This is a genomic window from Paraburkholderia fungorum, from assembly GCF_900099835.1.
Lineage (GTDB): Bacteria > Pseudomonadota > Gammaproteobacteria > Burkholderiales > Burkholderiaceae > Paraburkholderia > Paraburkholderia fungorum_A.
The window spans coordinates 2,385,058-2,403,522 of the sequence record NZ_FNKP01000001.1 but is presented as its reverse complement, the minus strand read 5'-3'; the positions used below and the strand labels follow the sequence as shown (position 1 = coordinate 2,403,522).

General features: G+C 63.4%; 11 protein-coding genes. 8 read left to right on the top strand and 3 right to left on the bottom strand.

From position 1 onward, the window contains the following. Window positions 1-518: 518 nt before the first annotated feature. The 5 genes from BLS41_RS10515 to def all read left to right on the top strand — a co-directional run bounded on the left by BLS41_RS10515 (window position 519) and on the right by def (window position 9,452). The gene (locus BLS41_RS10515) at window positions 519-1,526 is read left to right on the top strand and encodes a DMT family transporter (RefSeq protein WP_074764254.1); all 1,008 of its coding nucleotides are present in this window, start codon (window positions 519-521) and stop codon (window positions 1,524-1,526) included. Between the two features lie 206 nt (window positions 1,527-1,732). Next, window positions 1,733-5,251 carry a chromosome segregation protein SMC gene (gene smc, locus BLS41_RS10510; protein ID WP_074764253.1) on the top strand — a complete coding sequence of 1,173 codons (3,519 nt, stop codon included), beginning with the start codon at window positions 1,733-1,735 and terminating at the stop codon, window positions 5,249-5,251. Between the two features lie 111 nt (window positions 5,252-5,362). Then, entirely contained in the window at window positions 5,363-6,655 is a 1,293-nt protein-coding gene (locus BLS41_RS10505) for a cell division protein ZipA C-terminal FtsZ-binding domain-containing protein (protein ID WP_074764252.1), read from the top strand. Window positions 6,656-6,855: 200 nt separating this feature from the next. Beyond that, complete coding sequence (ligA, locus tag BLS41_RS10495) at window positions 6,856-8,922, top strand: NAD-dependent DNA ligase LigA (protein WP_074764250.1); 2,067 nt, start codon at window positions 6,856-6,858, stop codon at window positions 8,920-8,922. Then, on the top strand, window positions 8,919-9,452 hold the full coding sequence (def, locus tag BLS41_RS10490; protein WP_074764249.1) for a peptide deformylase: 534 nt from the start codon (window positions 8,919-8,921) through the stop codon (window positions 9,450-9,452). Before ligA ends, def begins: the two co-directional genes overlap by 4 nt. A 128-nt stretch (window positions 9,453-9,580) precedes the next feature. On the opposite strand, the gene BLS41_RS10485 is transcribed toward def, so the two are convergent. From BLS41_RS10485 to map, 3 genes are read right to left on the bottom strand one after another with little or no spacing between them, the layout of a single operon-like run. Next, window positions 9,581-11,653: a pseudouridine synthase gene (locus tag BLS41_RS10485; protein ID WP_074764248.1), complete on the bottom strand. Its 2,073-nt coding sequence runs from the start codon at window positions 11,651-11,653 to the stop codon at window positions 9,581-9,583. A gap of 6 nt (window positions 11,654-11,659) precedes the next feature. Next, window positions 11,660-14,239, bottom strand: a complete 2,580-nt coding sequence (locus BLS41_RS10480) for a [protein-PII] uridylyltransferase (RefSeq protein WP_074764247.1) — start codon at window positions 14,237-14,239, stop codon at window positions 11,660-11,662. A 37-nt stretch (window positions 14,240-14,276) separates the two neighbouring features. Beyond that, the gene (gene map, locus BLS41_RS10475) at window positions 14,277-15,086 is read right to left on the bottom strand and encodes a type I methionyl aminopeptidase (protein ID WP_074764246.1); all 810 of its coding nucleotides are present in this window, start codon (window positions 15,084-15,086) and stop codon (window positions 14,277-14,279) included. Between the two features lie 519 nt (window positions 15,087-15,605). On the opposite strand from map, the gene rpsB reads away from it, so the two are divergent. The 3 genes from rpsB to pyrH all read left to right on the top strand — a co-directional run bounded on the left by rpsB (window position 15,606) and on the right by pyrH (window position 18,366). Further along, complete coding sequence (gene rpsB, locus BLS41_RS10470; protein ID WP_074764245.1) at window positions 15,606-16,358, top strand: 30S ribosomal protein S2; 753 nt, start codon at window positions 15,606-15,608, stop codon at window positions 16,356-16,358. A 194-nt stretch (window positions 16,359-16,552) separates the two neighbouring features. Next, window positions 16,553-17,434: a translation elongation factor Ts gene (gene tsf / locus BLS41_RS10465; protein ID WP_074764244.1), complete on the top strand. Its 882-nt coding sequence runs from the start codon at window positions 16,553-16,555 to the stop codon at window positions 17,432-17,434. 218 nt (window positions 17,435-17,652) lie between these two features. Beyond that, window positions 17,653-18,366 carry a UMP kinase gene (gene pyrH, locus BLS41_RS10460; RefSeq protein WP_074764243.1) on the top strand — a complete coding sequence of 238 codons (714 nt, stop codon included), beginning with the start codon at window positions 17,653-17,655 and terminating at the stop codon, window positions 18,364-18,366. Window positions 18,367-18,465 lie beyond the last annotated feature (99 nt).

The following is an 18,465-nucleotide window of genomic DNA, read 5'->3' as shown; positions in this document are numbered from 1 at the left end:
GCTGGGCACGCGCGCTGGCGGCGAAGCGCTGACATGCCTGAAATACGGTAGACAGATGCGCTAGACACGCTGGCAGCGGCGGCGAACGGAGAATTATAGCGTGGGCGGCTTGCGTTCGCGGGCGTGCAGGGTTCGGTGGCCGGTTGGCGAACCAGCTTGAAGGATGGCGGAAGATCGGCGGAAGGTAATGGCCGCCATGAAATGCAGTGTCGAATGAACGCAGAGCGCCGCCCCCGAGACGGCGCAACCCGCCAGGCGGCGCATTCAATGCGTTGCAGCGGGAACGACGCGAACCGCCGACGGTTCGCGCAAAAAGAAGCAGGAGCAGCAATGGTTGCAGCAGTCCCGGAGACAGCCGGACACAGCAGGCGCAAGAGCGCCGCGGTCCGCGAGAACGACGCCATGAGCGCAAACAACGAGAACGTGACGAACAGAGCGGCCGCGTCTGGCGTCAACGGCACACCACCCAGACCAGGCTCGCCCGGAGCAGCGAAATCCTTCGCCCGGAGTGCCAAACCATGACCAACTGGCTTCGCAACGGCTGGCCGACGCTCGCGATCATGCTGGGCGCGTCGGTGTGGGGAATGATCTGGTATCCGCTACGCATGCTGGCGGCGCTCGGCGTCACCGGCACGGCGGCGAGCGCGCTGACGAGCGCAGCCGGTTGCCTGTTCGTGCTGCTGGTGCGGCATCGTGCGATCAGAACGGTGCGCTGGCATTGGCTCCTGCCCGCGCTCGCGCTGGCGGCGGGCATCACCAATCTCGGCTTTGTCTGGGGCTCGATCCACGGCCAGGTGATGCGCGTGCTGCTGCTGTTCTATCTCACCCCTGCATGGACCGCACTGTTCGCGCACTTCATCCTGCACGAACGCCTGACCTGGGCGGGCGCGGGCCTCGCCGCGCTGTCGCTGGCCGGTGCGATGACCATGCTGTGGTCGCCGCAACTCGGCATTCCGGTGCCCGGCAACCTCGCCGAATGGGCGGGCCTCGCGGGCGGCATGGGCTTCGCGATGAGCAACGTGCTGATCCTCAAGACCAGCCGCGTGTTGCCGGAAATGAAACCGGAAATGCGCACGGCGACGATCTTCGGCGGCGCAGCGCTTTTCAGCGCGTGCGCGTCGCTGTTCGAAGCCATGCCCGCACCGCCCACCGGCGCCCATCTCGGCACGGCCGCGTGGCTCGTGCTCGGCCTCGGTTTTTTGCTGGCGTCGAACAATATGCTCGTGCAGTACGGGCTGTCGCGCGTGCCGGCCAACCGGGCGTCGATCATCATGCTGTTCGAGATCGTCGTCACGGCGTTGTCCGCGTGGCTGTTCGCCGGAGAGATGCCGGGTCCGCGCGAATGGGCCGGCGGCGTATGCATCGTGCTGGCGTCGGCGTTGTCGAGCTGGGTCCACCGGACCCGCGCCGTGCCGCCCGATCAGGCTGCCCAGGACCCGGGTTCGTCCGCCGAACCCGATGCCGATGACAAGGGCGTGAAGCAAGACCGTAAGGGCGGTAAGAATCGCTCACGCGCGATGGTATGATTGCCCCTCATTAGCTGGCACATGCATCAACGTGCGCGGTGAACGTGCGTAGTGAGCGCGTTTCGCGCACCTGAATGGACGCATGAAGCCGGCATCCGTGTTCCGAGGGTTTGCGAGCTTCGCGGGCCGCTTCGCTGCATTGGCGAACGGCTGGCGCGGCCTTCACAAGCCACCTATTTTTTCCCTTTTCAAACAGCGAAATCGCCGTGCGTCTGACCTCGATCAAACTCGCTGGCTTCAAGTCATTCGTCGATCCCACGCATTTCCAGGTCCCGGGGCAGCTAGTCGGCGTGGTCGGGCCGAATGGGTGCGGCAAGTCCAACATCATCGACGCCGTGCGCTGGGTGCTCGGCGAATCGCGCGCCTCCGAGTTGCGCGGCGAGTCGATGCAGGACGTGATCTTCAATGGCTCGACCGCGCGCAAGCCGGGTAGCCGCGCCAGCGTCGAACTCGTGTTCGACAACGCCGACGGCCGTGCCGCCGGGCAGTGGGGCCAGTATGCCGAGATCGCCGTCAAGCGCGTGCTGACGCGCGACGGCACCTCGAGCTACTACATCAACAATCTGCCGGCGCGTCGCCGGGACATTCAGGACATCTTCCTCGGCACCGGTCTCGGGCCGCGTGCTTACGCAATCATCGGGCAGGGCATGATCGCCCGCCTGATCGAGGCGAAGCCGGAAGAGCTGCGCGTGTTCCTCGAAGAAGCCGCGGGCGTGTCGAAGTACAAGGAACGCCGTCGCGAGACTGAGAATCGTCTGCATGACACGCGCGAAAATCTGACGCGAGTCGAAGATATCGTCCGCGAGCTGAGTGCGAATCTCGAGAAGCTGGAAGCGCAGGCGGTCGTCGCCACGCGCTACAAGGAACTGCAGACGGACGGCGAAGAGAAGCAGCGTCTGTTGTGGCTGTTGCGCAAGAACGAAGCCGGCGGCGAGCAGCAGCGCCAGCAACGCGCAATCGAACAGGCCCAGATCGATCTCGAAGCGCATACCGCGAAGCTGCGTGAAGTCGAGGCGCAACTCGAAACGCTGCGCGTCGCGCACTATTCCGCCAGCGACGCGATGCAGGGCGCGCAAGGCGCGCTGTACGAAGCGAACGCGGAAGTCAGCCGGCTCGAAGCCGAGATCAAGTTCATCGTCGAATCGCGTAACCGCGCGCAGGCCCAGATCGCGGCGCTAACCGCGCAGCGCGAGCAGTGGCAGTCGCAGGCCGAAAAGGCGCAAGGCGATATCGAAGACGCCGAGGAGCAACTCGCCGTCGCCGAGGAAAAAGCCGCGCTCGCCGAAGACGAAGCCGCCGCGAAGCACGATGCGATGCCTGCGCTCGAAGCGCGCTGGCGCGACGCGCAGACCGAACTGAACGCGGAGCGCGGCGGCATCGCGCAGACCGAACAGGCGCTGAAACTCGAAGCCGCGCATCAACGTAATGCCGATCAGCAATTGCAGCAGTTGCAGCAACGTCACGAGCGGCTGAAGTCGGAAGCGGGCGGACTCGACGCCCCCGACGAAGCGCAACTCGAAGACTTGCGCATGCAACTCGCCGAGCACGAAGAGATTCTGCACGACGCGCAAGCCCGTCTCGCCGACGCGCAGGAAACGCTGCCGCGTCTGGACGGCGAACGCCGCGCCGCGCAGGAGCGCGTGCAGGCCGAAAGCGCGCAGATTCATCAGCTCGACGCACGTCTTGCCGCGCTCAAGCAGTTGCAGGAAAACGTCCAGACCGAAGGCAAGATTCAGCCGTGGCTCGAAAAGCACGAGCTTGGCAGCCTGCCACGTCTGTGGAAGAAACTGCACGTCGAAGCCGGGTGGGAAAACGCGCTTGAAGCCGTGCTGCGCGAGCGTCTCGCCGCGCTGGAAGTGTCGAATCTCGACTGGGTCAAGGCTTTCGCCACCGACGCGCCGCCCGCCAAGCTCGCGTTCTACGCCCCGCCCGCAGCCGGTCAGCCGGTCGCGGCACCGGCCGCGCTACGGCCGCTGCTGTCTCTGGTGCGTATCGACGACGCCGGCATTCGCGCGGTATTGAACGACTGGCTCGGCCTCGCGTTCGTCGCCGACGACCTGCAGCAGGCGCTCAGCCTGCGCACGCAGTTGCCGGAAGGCGGCTCGTTCGTCGTGAAGGCGGGACACGTGGTGACGCGCGTCGGCGTTCAGTTGTATGCAGCCGACTCCGAACAGGCCGGCATGCTGGCCCGTCAGCAGGAAATCGAAAATCTCGGTCGCCAGGTGCGCGCCCAAGCGTTGCTTGCCGATGAAGCGAAGGCCGCCGCGATCCGCGCCGAAGCCGCGCACACGCAGGCTGCGCAGGCGCTGACCGATGTGCGTCAACAGTCCGAGCGCGCCACGCAACGCGTGCACGCGTTGCAGATGGACGTGCTCAAGCTCACGCAGGCGCACGAGCGTTACACGCAGCGCAGCACGCAGATTCGCGAGGAACTCGAAGAAATCACCGCGCAGGTCGAAGAACAGCGGGCCATGCGCGCGGAGTCGGAAGCCAATTTCGAGCGGCATGATTCCGAACTCGCCGAATTGCAGGCGCGTTTCGAAGACCACCAGCTGGCCTTCGAAGCACTCGACGAAAGCCTTACCACCGCTCGCGGCCAGGCGCGCGATCTCGATCGCAACGCGACCGATGCACGCTTCGCCGCGCGCAACATGGCGAACCGCATCGACGAATTGAAGCGCAGCATTCAGGTCGCGCAAGAGCAGCGCGAGCGGGTCGAGGCGTCGCTCGAAGACGCCCGCGCCGAACTGGAAACGATCAACGAACAAACGGCTCACACGGGCTTGCAGGACGCGCTCGACATCCGTTCGGTCAAGGAAGAAGCACTGCACGCCGCGCGTCTGGAACTGGACGATCTGACCGCCAAACTGCGTGCCGCCGACGAAACCCGCCTCACCGCCGAGCGTGCGTTGCAGCCGCTGCGCGACCGCATCAACGAATTGCAGTTGAAGGAGCAGGCGGCGCGGCTGAACGGCGAGCAGTTCATCGAACAACTCGCGGCAGCGGGTGTCGACGAGGCCGAATTGCAGGCCAAGCTCACGCCGGACATGAAGCCGTCGTACCTGCAGGGCGAAGTCACGCGCATCAACAACGCGATTACCGCGCTGGGTCCGGTCAACATGGCCGCGCTCGACGAACTGAAGGCGGCGACCGAGCGCAAGACGTTCCTCGACGCGCAGTCGACCGACCTGAACAGCGCGATCGAAACGCTCGAAGACGCGATCCGCAAGATCGACGCCGAAACGCGCACGCTGCTGCAAGGCACGTTCGACCAGGTGAACCATCATTTCGGCGAACTGTTCCCGCGTCTGTTCGGCGGCGGCCAGGCGAAGCTGATCATGACCGGCGACGAAATTCTCGATGCCGGCGTGCAGGTGATGGCGCAACCTCCGGGCAAGAAGAATTCGACGATTCACCTGCTGTCGGGCGGCGAGAAAGCACTGACCGCCACCGCGCTGGTGTTCGCGATGTTCCAGCTGAATCCGGCGCCGTTCTGTCTGCTCGACGAAGTGGACGCGCCGCTCGACGACGCCAACACCGAACGTTTCGCGAACCTCGTGCGGGCGATGTCGGACAAAACCCAGTTCCTGTTCATTTCGCATAACAAGATCGCGATGGAAATGGCGCAACAGTTGATCGGCGTGACCATGCAGGAGCAGGGCGTGTCGCGGATCGTCGCGGTGGACATGGAATCGGCGGCCGGTTTCGCCCAGAATATCGTTTGAGTTAAGCCTTCGCGGGCGTCCGCGTTCAGCGCTGCGGCTTGAGTGGTTGGCGCGCGACACGTGAAGCGGGCGTACAACCGCGCAGATAAAAGAATTGCTGATGGAGCATGCATGGACGAGTTGACACTCGGTTTGATCGGCGCGGGTGCCGTGGTGGTCGGAGGCGTGGTTGTGTACAACGCGTGGCAGGGCGCCAAGGTGCGTCGCAAGATGCCGCGACCCATGCCGGCCGAAGCTGCCGAAAGCTTTGCGCGGGACGAGCAGGAGGAGCAAAGCCCGTTCATCGAACCGGCGCGTCCGACTACGCGTCGTGAGCCGGTAGTCGGCGCGGATGCGCCGGCGGAAACGGGCGCGGCGCGTGTCGAACCGACGTTCGGCGCTTCTGCTGGCGCTGAGCCGCTCGACACACCGGCCGATATCCAGGCGGAGACGACCACGCCGAATGGTTATACGGAAGAGGAAAGGTTCACTGAGACTGAAGGCGTAGCGCCGGGCGAGACAGCTTCTGCCGCGGGCGAAGCGGCTCCTCAGGCAGACGAACCGGTCGAGCCGATTCTGCCTGCCGCTACTACCATTTCGTCGGCGCCTCCGGCTATCGTCGATCGCCGGATCGATTGCATCGTGCCGATCCGTTTGAACGGCCCGGTTGCCGGCGACAAGGTAATTCCGCTCGCGCAGCGTCTGCGGCGCGCGGGCAGCAAGCCGGTGCACATTGAAGGCAAGCTCGAAGGCGGCGCGTGGGAATTGCTGCAAAACGGCGCGCGCTATGAAGAATTGCGCGCGGCCGCTCAGTTGGCCAACCGCAGCGGCGCGCTCAACGAACTCGAATTCTCGGAGTTCGTGACCGGCGTGCAGCAGTTCGCCGACGCGCTCGATGCGTCGCCGGAATTCCCCGACATGCTTGAAACGGTGGCGATGGCGCGCGAACTCGACGCGTTCGCTGCGCAATGCGACGCGCAGTTGTCGATCAACGTACTCTCCGATGGCGCGCCCTGGTCGGCCAATTACGTGCAGGCGGTGGCGTCGCAAGACGGCTTGCTGCTTTCGCGCGACGGCACGCGTTTCGTCAAGCTCGATTCGCGTCAGAGCCCGGTGTTCATGCTGCAATTCGGCGACACCAACTTCCTGCGCGACGACCTTACATACAAGGGCGGCCAGATGATCACGCTGGTGCTTGACGTGCCGGTTGCCGACGAAGACATCCTGCCGTTCCGGCTGATGTGCGATTACGCGAAGTCGCTGGCGGAGCGGATCGGCGGAAGGGTGGTCGACGATGGCCGCCGGCCGTTGCCGGAAACTGCGTTGCTCGCCATCGAAAAGCAATTGATGACGCTGTATGCAAAGCTCGAGCAGGCGGGCATTCCGGCGGGTTCGCCGGCCACGCGGCGCCTGTTCAGCCAGTAAATTCCGGTATTTACCAGACGCTTTCGACGGCCGCACGATGTGCGGCCGTTGTCGTTTTCGACGCCGCATTCGCCTTCAGCAGAAAGGCAATCATAGACGCGTTGAATCCTGCCCGAAACCTGGCCATTCGGCCGATGTAAAGGGGCACGCTTCCTGCGATAATCCAGTGTCTGAATTTCATTGAAGAAACGTCCTCCAGCATGGCCCGAACTCCCGTCTCTCCTCCTGCAGCCAATGCCCCCGCCGAGCGGGCCGTGTGGCTGCGCGCGGAACTCGAACGCGCGAACTACGCGTACTACGTGCTCGACCAGCCCGACCTGCCGGACGCGGAATACGACAGGCTGTTCAAGGAACTGGAAAGCATCGAGACGGAGCATCCGGATCTGATCGTGCCGGATTCGCCCACGCAGCGCGTCGGCGGCGAGGCCGCTAGTGGATTCGAGCAGGTGGTGCACGATCAGCCCATGCTGTCGTTGAACAACGGTTTCGCCGACGAAGACATCGCGGCGTTCGACAAACGCGTCGGAGACGCGCTCGGCAAGAACACGAGCGAGCCGCCAGTGCCGGTCGATTACGCGGCCGAGTTGAAGTTCGACGGCCTCGCGATTTCGCTGCGCTACGTCGACGGCGTGTTCGTCCAGGCGTCCACGCGCGGTGACGGCACGACCGGCGAAAACGTCACCGAAAACGTCCGTACGATCCGCTCCATTCCGCTGAAGCTCAAGGGCAAGCGCGTGCCGCACGTACTCGACGTGCGCGGCGAAGTGCTGATGTTCAAGCGCGATTTCGAGCGTTTGAACGAACGCCAGCGCGCGGCGGAGCAGAAAGAATTTGCCAATCCGCGTAACGCTGCGGCGGGCAGTTTGCGGCAACTCGATTCGAAGATTACCGCGCAACGGCCGCTGTCGTTTTTCGCTTACGGAATCGGCGTGCTCGACGGCATCGAGATGCCGGCCACGCATAGCGACCTGCTCGACTGGTACAAGGAACTCGGCTTGCCGGTGAACGGCGAACGCGCGGTGGTGCAGGGGGCCGACGGCCTGCTCGGCTTCTTCCACACGGTTGGCGAGAAGCGCGACAAGTTGCCGTACGACATCGACGGCGTGGTTTATAAGGTCAACCGCCGCGACGAACAGGACGCGCTCGGCTTCGTGTCGCGAGCGCCGCGCTTTGCGCTGGCGCACAAATTCCCCGCGCAGGAAGCGCTGACCAAACTCGTCGCGATCGACGTGCAGGTGGGCCGCACCGGCGCGATTACGCCGGTGGCTCGGCTGGAGCCGGTGTTCGTCGGCGGCGCGACAGTGACGAATGCCACGCTGCATAACGAAGACGAAGTGCGCCGTAAAGACATTCGCATCGGCGATACGGTGATCGTGCGGCGCGCCGGCGACGTGATTCCCGAAGTGGTCAGCGCGCTGCTCGACCGCCGCCCAGAAGACGCCCGCGAATTCGTGATGCCCACCCAGTGCCCGGTGTGCGGTTCGAACATCGAGCGTCTGCCCGACGAGGCGATTGCCCGGTGCACAGGCGGGCTGTTCTGCCCGGCGCAGCGCAAGCAGGCGCTGTGGCATTTCGCGCAGCGTCGCGCGCTGGATATCGACGGGCTGGGCGAGAAGATCATCGATCAACTGGTCGAGCAGAACCTCGTGCGCACGCCTGCCGATCTGTTCAATCTCGGCTTCGCGACGCTTGCCGAACTCGACCGTTTCGCTGAGAAATCTGCGCAAAACCTGCTCGATTCGCTGGAAAAAGCCAAACACACGACGATGGCCCGCTTTATCTACGCGCTCGGTATTCGCCATGTCGGCGAATCGACCGCGAAAGATCTCGCGAAGCACTTCGGTTCGCTGACTCCGATCATGGACGCGTCGGTCGAAGCCTTGCTGGAAGTCAACGACGTGGGCCCGGTGGTCGCTGAATCGCTCCATCAGTTTTTCGCCGAAGAACACAACCGCACGGTGATCGAGCAACTGCGCGCGCCGGGCAAGGTCACATGGCAGGAAGGGCCGCCCGCGCCGAAGGCGCCGCAAGGCGTGCTGGCCGGCAAGACGGTGGTATTGACCGGCACTTTGCCGAGCCTCGCACGCGAGGAGGCGAAGGAAATGCTCGAAGCGGCTGGCGCGAAGGTGGCCGGCTCGGTGTCGAAGAAAACGGATTACGTGGTCGCGGGGGCCGAAGCGGGCAGCAAGTTGGCCAAGGCAGAGGAACTCGGCATCCCCGTACTCGACGAAGATGGTATGCGCAAGCTCCTGGAGGGGCAGTTATGATCCGCGAAATTCTTAAGATGGGCGACCCGCGTTTGCTGCAGATTGCCGATCCGGTCGATCACTTCGACACGCCTGAATTGCATGAACTCATCAAGGACATGTTCGAGACCATGCACGACGCGAACGGCGCGGGTCTCGCCGCACCGCAGATCGGCGTGAATCTGCAGGTGGTGATCTTCGGTTTTGGGCAGAACCAGCGTTATCCGGACGCACCTCCCGTACCGGAAACGGTGCTGATCAACCCGACCATCACGCCGGTCTCGCTCGATATGGAAGAGGGCTGGGAGGGCTGTCTGTCGGTGCCTGGTCTGCGAGGGGCGGTGAGCCGTTTTTCGATGATCAAATATCACGGCTTTGATCAATACGGCAAACCGATTGACCGGGTTGCCGAGGGCTTTCATGCGCGGGTCGTGCAGCATGAATGCGATCACCTGATCGGCAAGCTCTATCCGATGCGGATCAACGATTTTGCGAAGTTCGGTTTTACCGAAGTGCTGTTCCCGGATATGGATCCGAATAGCGACGATTGAGGCGGCGCTTTTCTGCCGATTAAAAAAACCCACGCCAAGGCGTGGGTTTTTTGTTGGTCTCATCGTCAGGCGGGGCGGAGCGGCTTAAGTCGTCCTCCCGCTGCCTGGTTCGTACGCGGCGCGCCCGATCAGAACGACTCGTCAGCCGACAGATAGCGCCATTGGCCTGGCGGCAATGCGCCCAGCATCACCTGACCCATCCGCACGCGCTTCAGGCCGATCACTTCGAGGCCGACCAGTTCGCACATCCGGCGAATCTGGCGCTTCTTGCCTTCGCGCAGCACGAAACGAAGCTGCTCGCCGTTCTGCCAGTTGACTTGCGCCGGCTTCAGCGGCTGGTCATCGAGCGACAGGCCGTGGCACAGCAACTCGAGACTTTCCGCCGGGAAATGACTTTCAACGTCGACCGTGTGCTCGCCATAAGCCACGCGCACCAGATACTCCTTGTCGATCTCCGAATGGCCGCCGATCAACTGCTTGGCGACACGCCCGTCCTGCGTCAAAACCAGCAGGCCAGTCGAGTCGATGTCCAGACGGCCGGCCGGCGCGAGTTGACGCAGATGGGCGACGGAGAAACGAATCTCGGAATGGTCGCCTTCCCAGCGATTCTCCGGCGTAACCAGCGTGATCGCCGGCTGATAGCCATCTTCCGCCTGGCCGGATACGAGTCCGACCGGCTTGTGAATCAGCACCGTCACCTGGCTCGCCTGCGCGGCTTCGGCGGCGGGATCGATCTCGATGCGCTGGTCCGGGCGAACCTTGGTGCCGAGCGTGTCGACGACTTCGCCGTCCACCATTACCCAGCCTTTCTCGATCCACTCGTCGGCTTCGCGGCGTGAGCAAAGGCCGAGTTCCGACATCAGTTTCGACAGACGCAGCATGCCCGGCGCGTCTTCATAATCGCGACGCGGCGTGCGCGGTGCGGCGTCGTTGTCGTCAGCGACACTGCGTTCGGTACGGGCAGCGGGTGACGGGCCGCGCGGTTTGTCGGCTCGTGCCGGACGGTCGTCGCCGAAACGGCGCGTCGCGGACGGCAACGATTTGTCGAAGCTGCGGGCAGGGCGTTCGCCACGCTCGGACGAACCGCGTTCGCCTTCGAAGCGGCGCGGCGCGCTTTCGCTGCCACGGCGATCCTGCGAGGCACCGCGGTCGTTGCCGAAACGGGGGCGATCGCCGCCGCGCGGACCGCCTTCGGACGGACGGCCATCGCCCGTGCGCGGGCCGCTGAACGGGCGACGTTCGCCGTCGTCACGACGCGGAGCGCGCTCGCTACTGCCTTCGAAACGGCGGGGTGCGCGTTCGGTGCGATCACCGGAGTCACGACGCGGACCACGATCGCCGTCATCACGACGGGGCGGGCGGTCGCCGAAGCTACGCGGAGCGCGTTCGGTGCGATCACCGGAGTCACGGCGCGGACCGCGGTCGTCATCACGACGCGGCGGACGGTCACCGAAGCTGCGCGGAGCGCGCTCGGTGCGATCACCGAAGTCACGGCGCGGACCACGATCACCTTCATCGCGACGCGGCGGACGGTCACCGAAGCTGCGCGGAGCCCGGTCGGTGCGATCACCGGAGTCACGACGCGGACCACGATCACCTTCATCACGACGCGGCGGACGGTCGCCGAAGCTGCGCGGAGCGCGTTCGGTGCGATCCCCAGCGTCACGGCGCGGACCACGGTCGCCCTCGTCGCGACGCGGCGGACGGTCACCAAAGCTACGCGGAGCGCGCTCGCTACGATCTGCACCACCTTCGAAGCGGCGTGGCGCTCGCTCGGAACGATCCCCAGCGTCACGACGCGGACCACGATCGCCGTCATCACGACGCGGCGGGCGGTCACCAAAACTACGCGGCGCCCGCTCGCCATCATCGCGACGCGGACCGCGATCGCCCGCAGCCCCTTCCCGCCGCGGCGGCCTATCCGACGGCGCACGTCGGGGCGCGCCCGAATCCCGCTCGCGCGAAAACGATCCTTCGGCACGCGGCGCGCGCGGACCGGCACCGGCCGGCTTACCCGCTGGCCGCTTACCACCACCAGCCGTAGCGCCAGCGCCTTCGTCCCGCGCCCCGCTAAAACCCGCCGCGGACGGCTTGGGTCCCGCCGGACGCGTCGGCTTACGCCCCGACGTGGTACCGGTACGGACAGGGGCGCGTTCGGACGAAGCCGGCCGCGGGTGCTTGGCTGTTAATTTGACTCGCATGAAATCTCACACTGCAATCGCGCGCAGCAGTTCGGTCTCGACCTGAATTTGCAGGCGGTTGTCCGACAGACCGCGTCCTTCCAGCAGGAACACGTCTTCGACGCGTTCGCCGAGCGTATTGATCCGCGCCGAAGCGACGCCGACCCGGTGCTCGGCCAGCACGCGCGCGATCGAATAAAGAAGGCCTGGCCGGTCGTTCGCCGACACGGACAGGATGTAGTATTGGCCGCGCTCGTCGGCTCGAAGATCGACGCGCGGGGTAACAGGGAAGGTCCGCGACAGCCGCGACAACCGGCCTTTCGACGGACCCGGCAGTAGGGTGCCGTCGCCGGTGAGGCGTGCGGTCAGTTCCTGTTCGACCAGATTGGCAATATCCCGATAATGCACGTCTTCTTCAGTATGCGCGACGAGGAAATTATCGAGCGCATAACCGTGACGGGTCGTGCTGACCCGCGCATCCAGTACCGACAGGCCGCTGCGGTCGAAGTATGCGCAAATGCCCGCGAACAGATCGGGCTGATCTTTCACGTACACCAGCACCTGAAGCGCTTCGCCGATCGGCGAAGGACGGGCGCGCACGATCGGCGTCGGCGTTTCGACATGGCGGGACAGCACGCGGGTTTGCCACGCGATATCCGCCGCGTCGTGGCGCAGAAAATAGCCGACGTCCAGCTTGTCCCACAGCGCCTTTTGCGCGCCGTCCGGCACGGTTTCGAGACGCAGCAGCGCGAGCGCCTCTTCCTTGCGGGATTTCAGCTCGGAATGCTCGTCGGGCCGTGCGCCGCCGAGAACGGCGAGCGTTGCGCGATAGAGGTCTTCGAGCAGCTTGCCTTTCCACGTATTCCAGACTTTCGGGCTGGTGCCGCGAATGTCGGCCACCGTCAGCAGGTAAAGCGCGGTGAGGCGCCGCTCGGTGCCGACCAGCTCGGCAAAGCGCTTGATGACTTCCGGGTCGCTGGTGTCCTGCTTCTGTGCGACCTGGCTCATGGTCAGATGCTGCTGTACCAGCCACACGACCAGGTCGGCGTCTTCGCCCTCGATGCCATGCTGACGGCAGAAGCGCCGCGCGTCGGCCATGCCGAGTGTGGAATGGTCGCCGCCACGCCCCTTGGCGATATCGTGGAACAGCGCCGCCACGTAAAGCACCCACGGGCGGTCGAAATTGACGATCAACTGGCTGCAGAACGGATATTCGTGCGCGTGCTCGGCAACTGCAAACCGCCGCAGGTTGCGCAGCACCATCAGAATATGCTGGTCAACCGTGTACACGTGATACAGATCGTGCTGCATCTGTCCGACAATTCGTCGGAAATTCAGCAGATAGCGTCCGAGAACGCTCGTCTGGTTCATCAGGCGCAGCGCATGCGTGATGCCGGCCGGCTGCTTCAGGATATCCATGAAGAGACGCCGGTTTTCCGGATCGCGGCGCCAGTGCTGGTCCATCACGTCGCGCGCGTTGTAGATCGCGCGCAGCGTGCGCGCCGACAGCCCTTTCACACCGGGCGTCTGCTCGTACAGCAGGAATGCTTCGAGGATCGCGTTCGGCTCGCGCTGGAACACGTCGTCGTCGGCGATTTCGAGCATGCCCTGTTTCTCGACGAAACGATCCGATAGCACGCGCGTAATGCCGCTGGTGTTGGGAAACAGTTGCGCTTCGATGTTCTGGATCAGAATCGTCGCGAGTTGCGTGACGGCTTTGGCAGCCCAGTAATAGCGGCGCATCAGCTGTTCGCTCGCGCGCTTGGTGGCGGTCGGCTTGTAGCCGAAACTTTCGGCCACCGGCGTTTGCAGATCGAACACCAGAATGTCCTGCCGACGTCCGGCGGTCACATGCAGTCGCGCTCGCAGCGTCTTCAGAAAACTCTCATTGCGGCGCAATTCGCCCGCTTCGCGCTCGGTAATCAGCCCGCGCGCTTCGAGTTCGCGCCAACTGCTGCCAAATTCTGCCGCCTGGGTGATCCAGAGAATCAGCTGAAGGTCGCGCAGGCCGCCGGGGCTTTCCTTGACGTTGGGTTCGAGCGAGTAGGGCGTGTCCTGAAATTTCGCGTGACGCTGACGCATTTCCAGCACCTTCGCCTGGAAAAACGCCTTCGGATCGAGCGCTTCGCGATAGCGCCGCGCGAAGTCGGCGAACAGTGTGGCACTGCCGGTTATGCGCCTTGCCTCGAGCATCGCGGTGCGCACTGTGACGTCGTTGGCCGATTCTTCGAGGCATTGCGACACGCTGCGCACGCTGCTGCCTAGTTCCAGCCCCAGATCCCACGCGAGGCTGATAAAGCGCTCGACGCGCGCTTCCAGATGTTCAAGCGGTGCGTCGGGCAGCAAGACCAGAATGTCGATGTCGGAATGCGGCGCGAGTTCGCCTCGCCCGTAGCCGCCGACAGCCAGCAGCGCCAACTCTCCCGGCAGCTCGCAGGTATCCCAGGCGGCGCGCAGGGAATCGTCAGTGGCGCGGGCCAATGCCGCCATCAACGCATCGACGTTGGTGGCGGTTTTGAAGCGTTCCAGCAATTGGGCTTTGGCCACTTTGTAGTCCGCCTTGAGCGACGTGGCATGGGATTGGGCGACGGCTGGAACACTACTCATTGGCAGGCGGGTCGGCAGACGGTGGGTCGGGGGACGGTCAGGCGGTAGCCGCGACGAGCGGCGGACGCGCAGGCGTGCCGGCGGAAACGGTTAGCACGTCATAACCGGTTTCCGTGACGAGCACGGTATGTTCCCATTGCGCCGACAGGCTGCGGTCCTTCGTCTTGACGGTCCACTGGTCGGGCATGGTGCGGATGTCGCGCCGGCCGGCGTTGATCATCGGTTCGATCGTGAAGATCATGCCGGCCTGAAGCTCAAAACCGGTGCCGGGACGGCCGTAGTGCAGAATTTGCGGGTCTTCATGAAAGACCGTGCCGATGCCATGGCCGCAATATTCGCGCACGACGCTATAGCCTTGGGCTTCGGCATGCTTCTGGATCGCATAGCCGATGTCGCCGAGATGCGCGCCGGGACGCACCTGATCGATACCCAGCCACATGCATTCGAAGGTGGTCTGAACCAGCCGTTTAGCCAGAATCGACCCTTCGCCGACGATAAACATCCGGCTCGTGTCGCCGAAATAGCCTTCTTTAATGACGGTGATGTCGATATTCAGCGCATCGCCGTTTTTTAGCGTTTTTTCGCCGGGAATGCCATGGCAGATCACGTCGTTGACGGAAATGCAGGTGGCTTTCGGATACGGCGGGTAGCCGGGCGGCTGATAATTCAGCGGCGCGGGCACGGTGCCCTGTTCCTTCAGCATGTATTCGTGACACAGGCGGTCGAGTTCGCCGGTCGTGACGCCGGCCTTGACGAACGGCGTGATGTAGTCGAGCACTTCGCTCGCGAGTTTGCAGGCGACGCGCATCTGCGCGATATCGTGTTCGTTTTTGAGCGTAATAGCCATAAGTCGGGCCTGAAATGCAAGTTATTGCATGATTATCGCACCATATTCCGGCTGCCGCAGGCTTTTGCGCCGGGGTTGGCGCGTTTTGCAGGCTGCTTTCCGGTGAGATCGCTGCGCGGGCGCGGCGGCACGCTTTGTCCTGGTTGCGCCATATCGCGTCGGCGCTATGCCGGATTCATGCGCGCGACATCTGCCCGACACACTATTAGATCTGCGAGTCTGTGGTGCAACCCGGCGGTGGCAAAACGGACAACCGGGGCAGGTTGAGTCGGCCGATAGTCACGTGCTATAATGTTTGGCTAAGTCGATCCATGTCGTGGTTTATTGCTCTTTAAGAGTTCTGGCCTGCAGGAAAGGCTTCTTGTGACGATCGTTGCCTTCGTCATGGGGTAGAAGCAGTACCAAGGCAGCAGACTCGCAAGCCGGCGCACCCAGGGTGTCCGTCGCGTTCAGCCAAAGATAAGGCGGGCGCGGCCGATACGGCAGCCGGCTTAAGACCCAACCCTCGCGGAGATTTTCATGGCAGTTACCATGCGTCAAATGCTGGAAGCAGGTGTCCACTTCGGTCACCAAACGCGCTTCTGGAACCCGAAGATGGCTCCCTTCATTTTCGGTCATCGCAACAAGATTCACATTATCAACCTCGAAAAGACGCTGCCGATGTACAACGACGCGCTGAAGTACGCGCGTCAACTGGCAGCTAATCGTGGCACGATTCTGTTTGTCGGCACGAAGCGTCAATCGCGTGACACGATCGCTGAAGAAGCGCAGCGTGCAGGCATGCCGTTCGTCAACGCACGCTGGCTCGGCGGTATGCTGACCAACTTCAAGACGCTGAAGGTTTCGATCAAGCGCCTGAAGGACATGGAAGCAGCGCTGGAAGCAGGCGAAACCGAGCGCATGAGCAAGAAGGAAGCTCTGTTGTTCGAACGCGAAATGGCCAAGCTGCAAAAGTCCATCGGCGGCGTGAAGGACATGGGCGGCATTCCTGACGCAATTTTCGTGGTCGACGTTGGTTACCACAAGATTGCTGTCACCGAAGCTAACAAGCTCGGTATTCCGGTCATCGCAGTGGTCGACACGAACCACTCGCCGGAAGGCATCGACTACGTGATCCCGGGTAACGACGACGCATCGAAGGCTGTCGCTCTGTACACGGCTGGCGTGGCTGACGCGATCCTCGAAGGCCGTGCGAACTCGGTCAACGAAGTGGTGCAGGCTGCACGCGGCGACAACGGCGACGAGTTCGTCGAGGTCAACTCGGAAGCGTAAAGCTGCCCCGTGTCCGGCAAAAAAGGGGGCTTTCTACAGGCCCCCTTTTTTTAAGTCGCGACATTGTAGTGGGGTGCTGAATTTGGCGCCCAAAGCGTTGCCCGTGAAAAAATTCGCGCAATGCTGAAACGAATTCTCGCCGCCGGTATCGAAGTGCGGGCGGTGTGTGACAGACGGAACTCAAGGAGCAAATGATGGCGGCAATTACCGCAAGCATGGTTGCAGAACTGCGCGCAAAGACCGACGCGCCGATGATGGAATGCAAGAAAGCGCTGACGGAAGCCGACGGCGACATGGCGCGCGCTGAAGAGCTGCTGCGCGTGAAGCTGGGTAACAAGGCCAGCAAGGCAGCGTCGCGCGTGACGGCTGAAGGCGTGGTCGCATCGTTTATCGGCGGCAACGCTGGTTCGCTGGTCGAACTGAACTGCGAAACCGACTTCGTTTCGAAGAACGACGACTTCCTGGCTTTCTCGAAGACGATCGCCGAACTGGTCGCTACGGCTAATCCGGCTGACGTCGCAGCGCTGTCGGCACTGCCGCTGGACGGCTCGACGGTCGACGCAGTGCGCCTCGCGCTGGTCGGCAAGATCGGTGAAAACCTGTCGATCCGCCGTTTCGTGCGTTTCGACACGGCTAACAAGCTGGCGGCATACCTGCACGGCACGCGCATCGGCGTGCTGGTCGAGTACACCGGCGCGGACGAGCAGGTCGGCAAGGACGTGGCAATGCACATCGCCGCAATGAAGCCGGTTTCGCTGTCGTCGGACGACGTTCCGGCAGAGTTGATCGCGAAGGAACGCAGCATTGCTGAACAGAAGGCTGCTGAATCGGGCAAGCCGGCTGAAATCGTCGCCAAGATGGTCGACGGCAGCGTGCAGAAGTACCTGAAGGAAGTGTCGCTGCTGAACCAGACGTTCGTTAAGAACGACAAGCAGACGATCGAACAGATGCTGAAGGCCGGCAACGCGAGCGTCCAGAAGTTCGCGCTGTTCGTGGTTGGCGAAGGCATCGAAAAGAAGCAGGACGACTTCGCAGCTGAAGTGGCCGCTCAAGTCGCTGCTGCAAAGCAACAATAAGCTTTAGCCAAGCTTCACCGTAGTACTGTTGGACCCGCGGCGGAGCAAGACTTTGCCGCGGTCGGCAGCGCCGCAAGACCGCACGCGGGTTGACCCTCGCAGTGTGGTCGCCGGCGGACTTCAGGGTCCGTCAATTTGGCGACGCTTGCCCGAATCAGCATTTCACCCCTACATTAGTCCCTTGTTGTTGCCCTGTTCTGCGCGATCTGGATACCCCTATGCCCACTGCCTACAAACGCGTCCTGCTTAAACTCTCCGGTGAAGCTCTGATGGGCGACGATGCCTTCGGCATCAACCGCGCGACCATCGAACGAATGGTGGCGGACGTGGCCGAAGTGGTCCGTCTCGGAACGCAGCTGGCCGTGGTGATCGGCGGCGGCAATATTTTCCGCGGCGTCGCGGGCGGTGCAGCCGGTATGGACCGCGCCACGGCTGACTACATGGGCATGCTGGCCACGATGATGAACGCGCTGGCGCTGCAGGACGCAATGCGCCACGCCGGCATCGAAGCGCGCGTGCAATCCGCGCTGCGCATGGATCAGGTGGTCGAGCCGTACATCCGCCCCCGCGCGATCCGCCAGCTCGAAGAAGGCCGGGTCGTCATTTTCGCGGCCGGTACCGGCAACCCGTTCTTCACGACCGACACGGCTGCTGCACTGCGCGGCTCGGAAATCGGCGCCGAAGTCGTGCTGAAAGCAACCAAGGTGGACGGCGTTTATTCGGCCGACCCCAAGAAAGACCCGAGCGCGACGCGCTACACCACGATCAGCTTCGACGAAGCGATCGGCCGCAATCTGCAGGTGATGGACGCAACAGCATTTGCGCTGTGCCGCGACCAGAAGCTGCCTATCCGGGTGTTTTCGATCGTCAAGCCGGGCGCGCTCAAGCGCATCGTTCAAGGCGAGGACGAGGGCACCCTCGTCCACGTGTAAACTCTCGTTCACATAACGTGGGCTTTAACGCGAGCCCGGGCCGCCGCATATTGCGCGCGCTGGCCGGTTCGCACCGTTTTGAAGGTTCGGAGGTTTAAA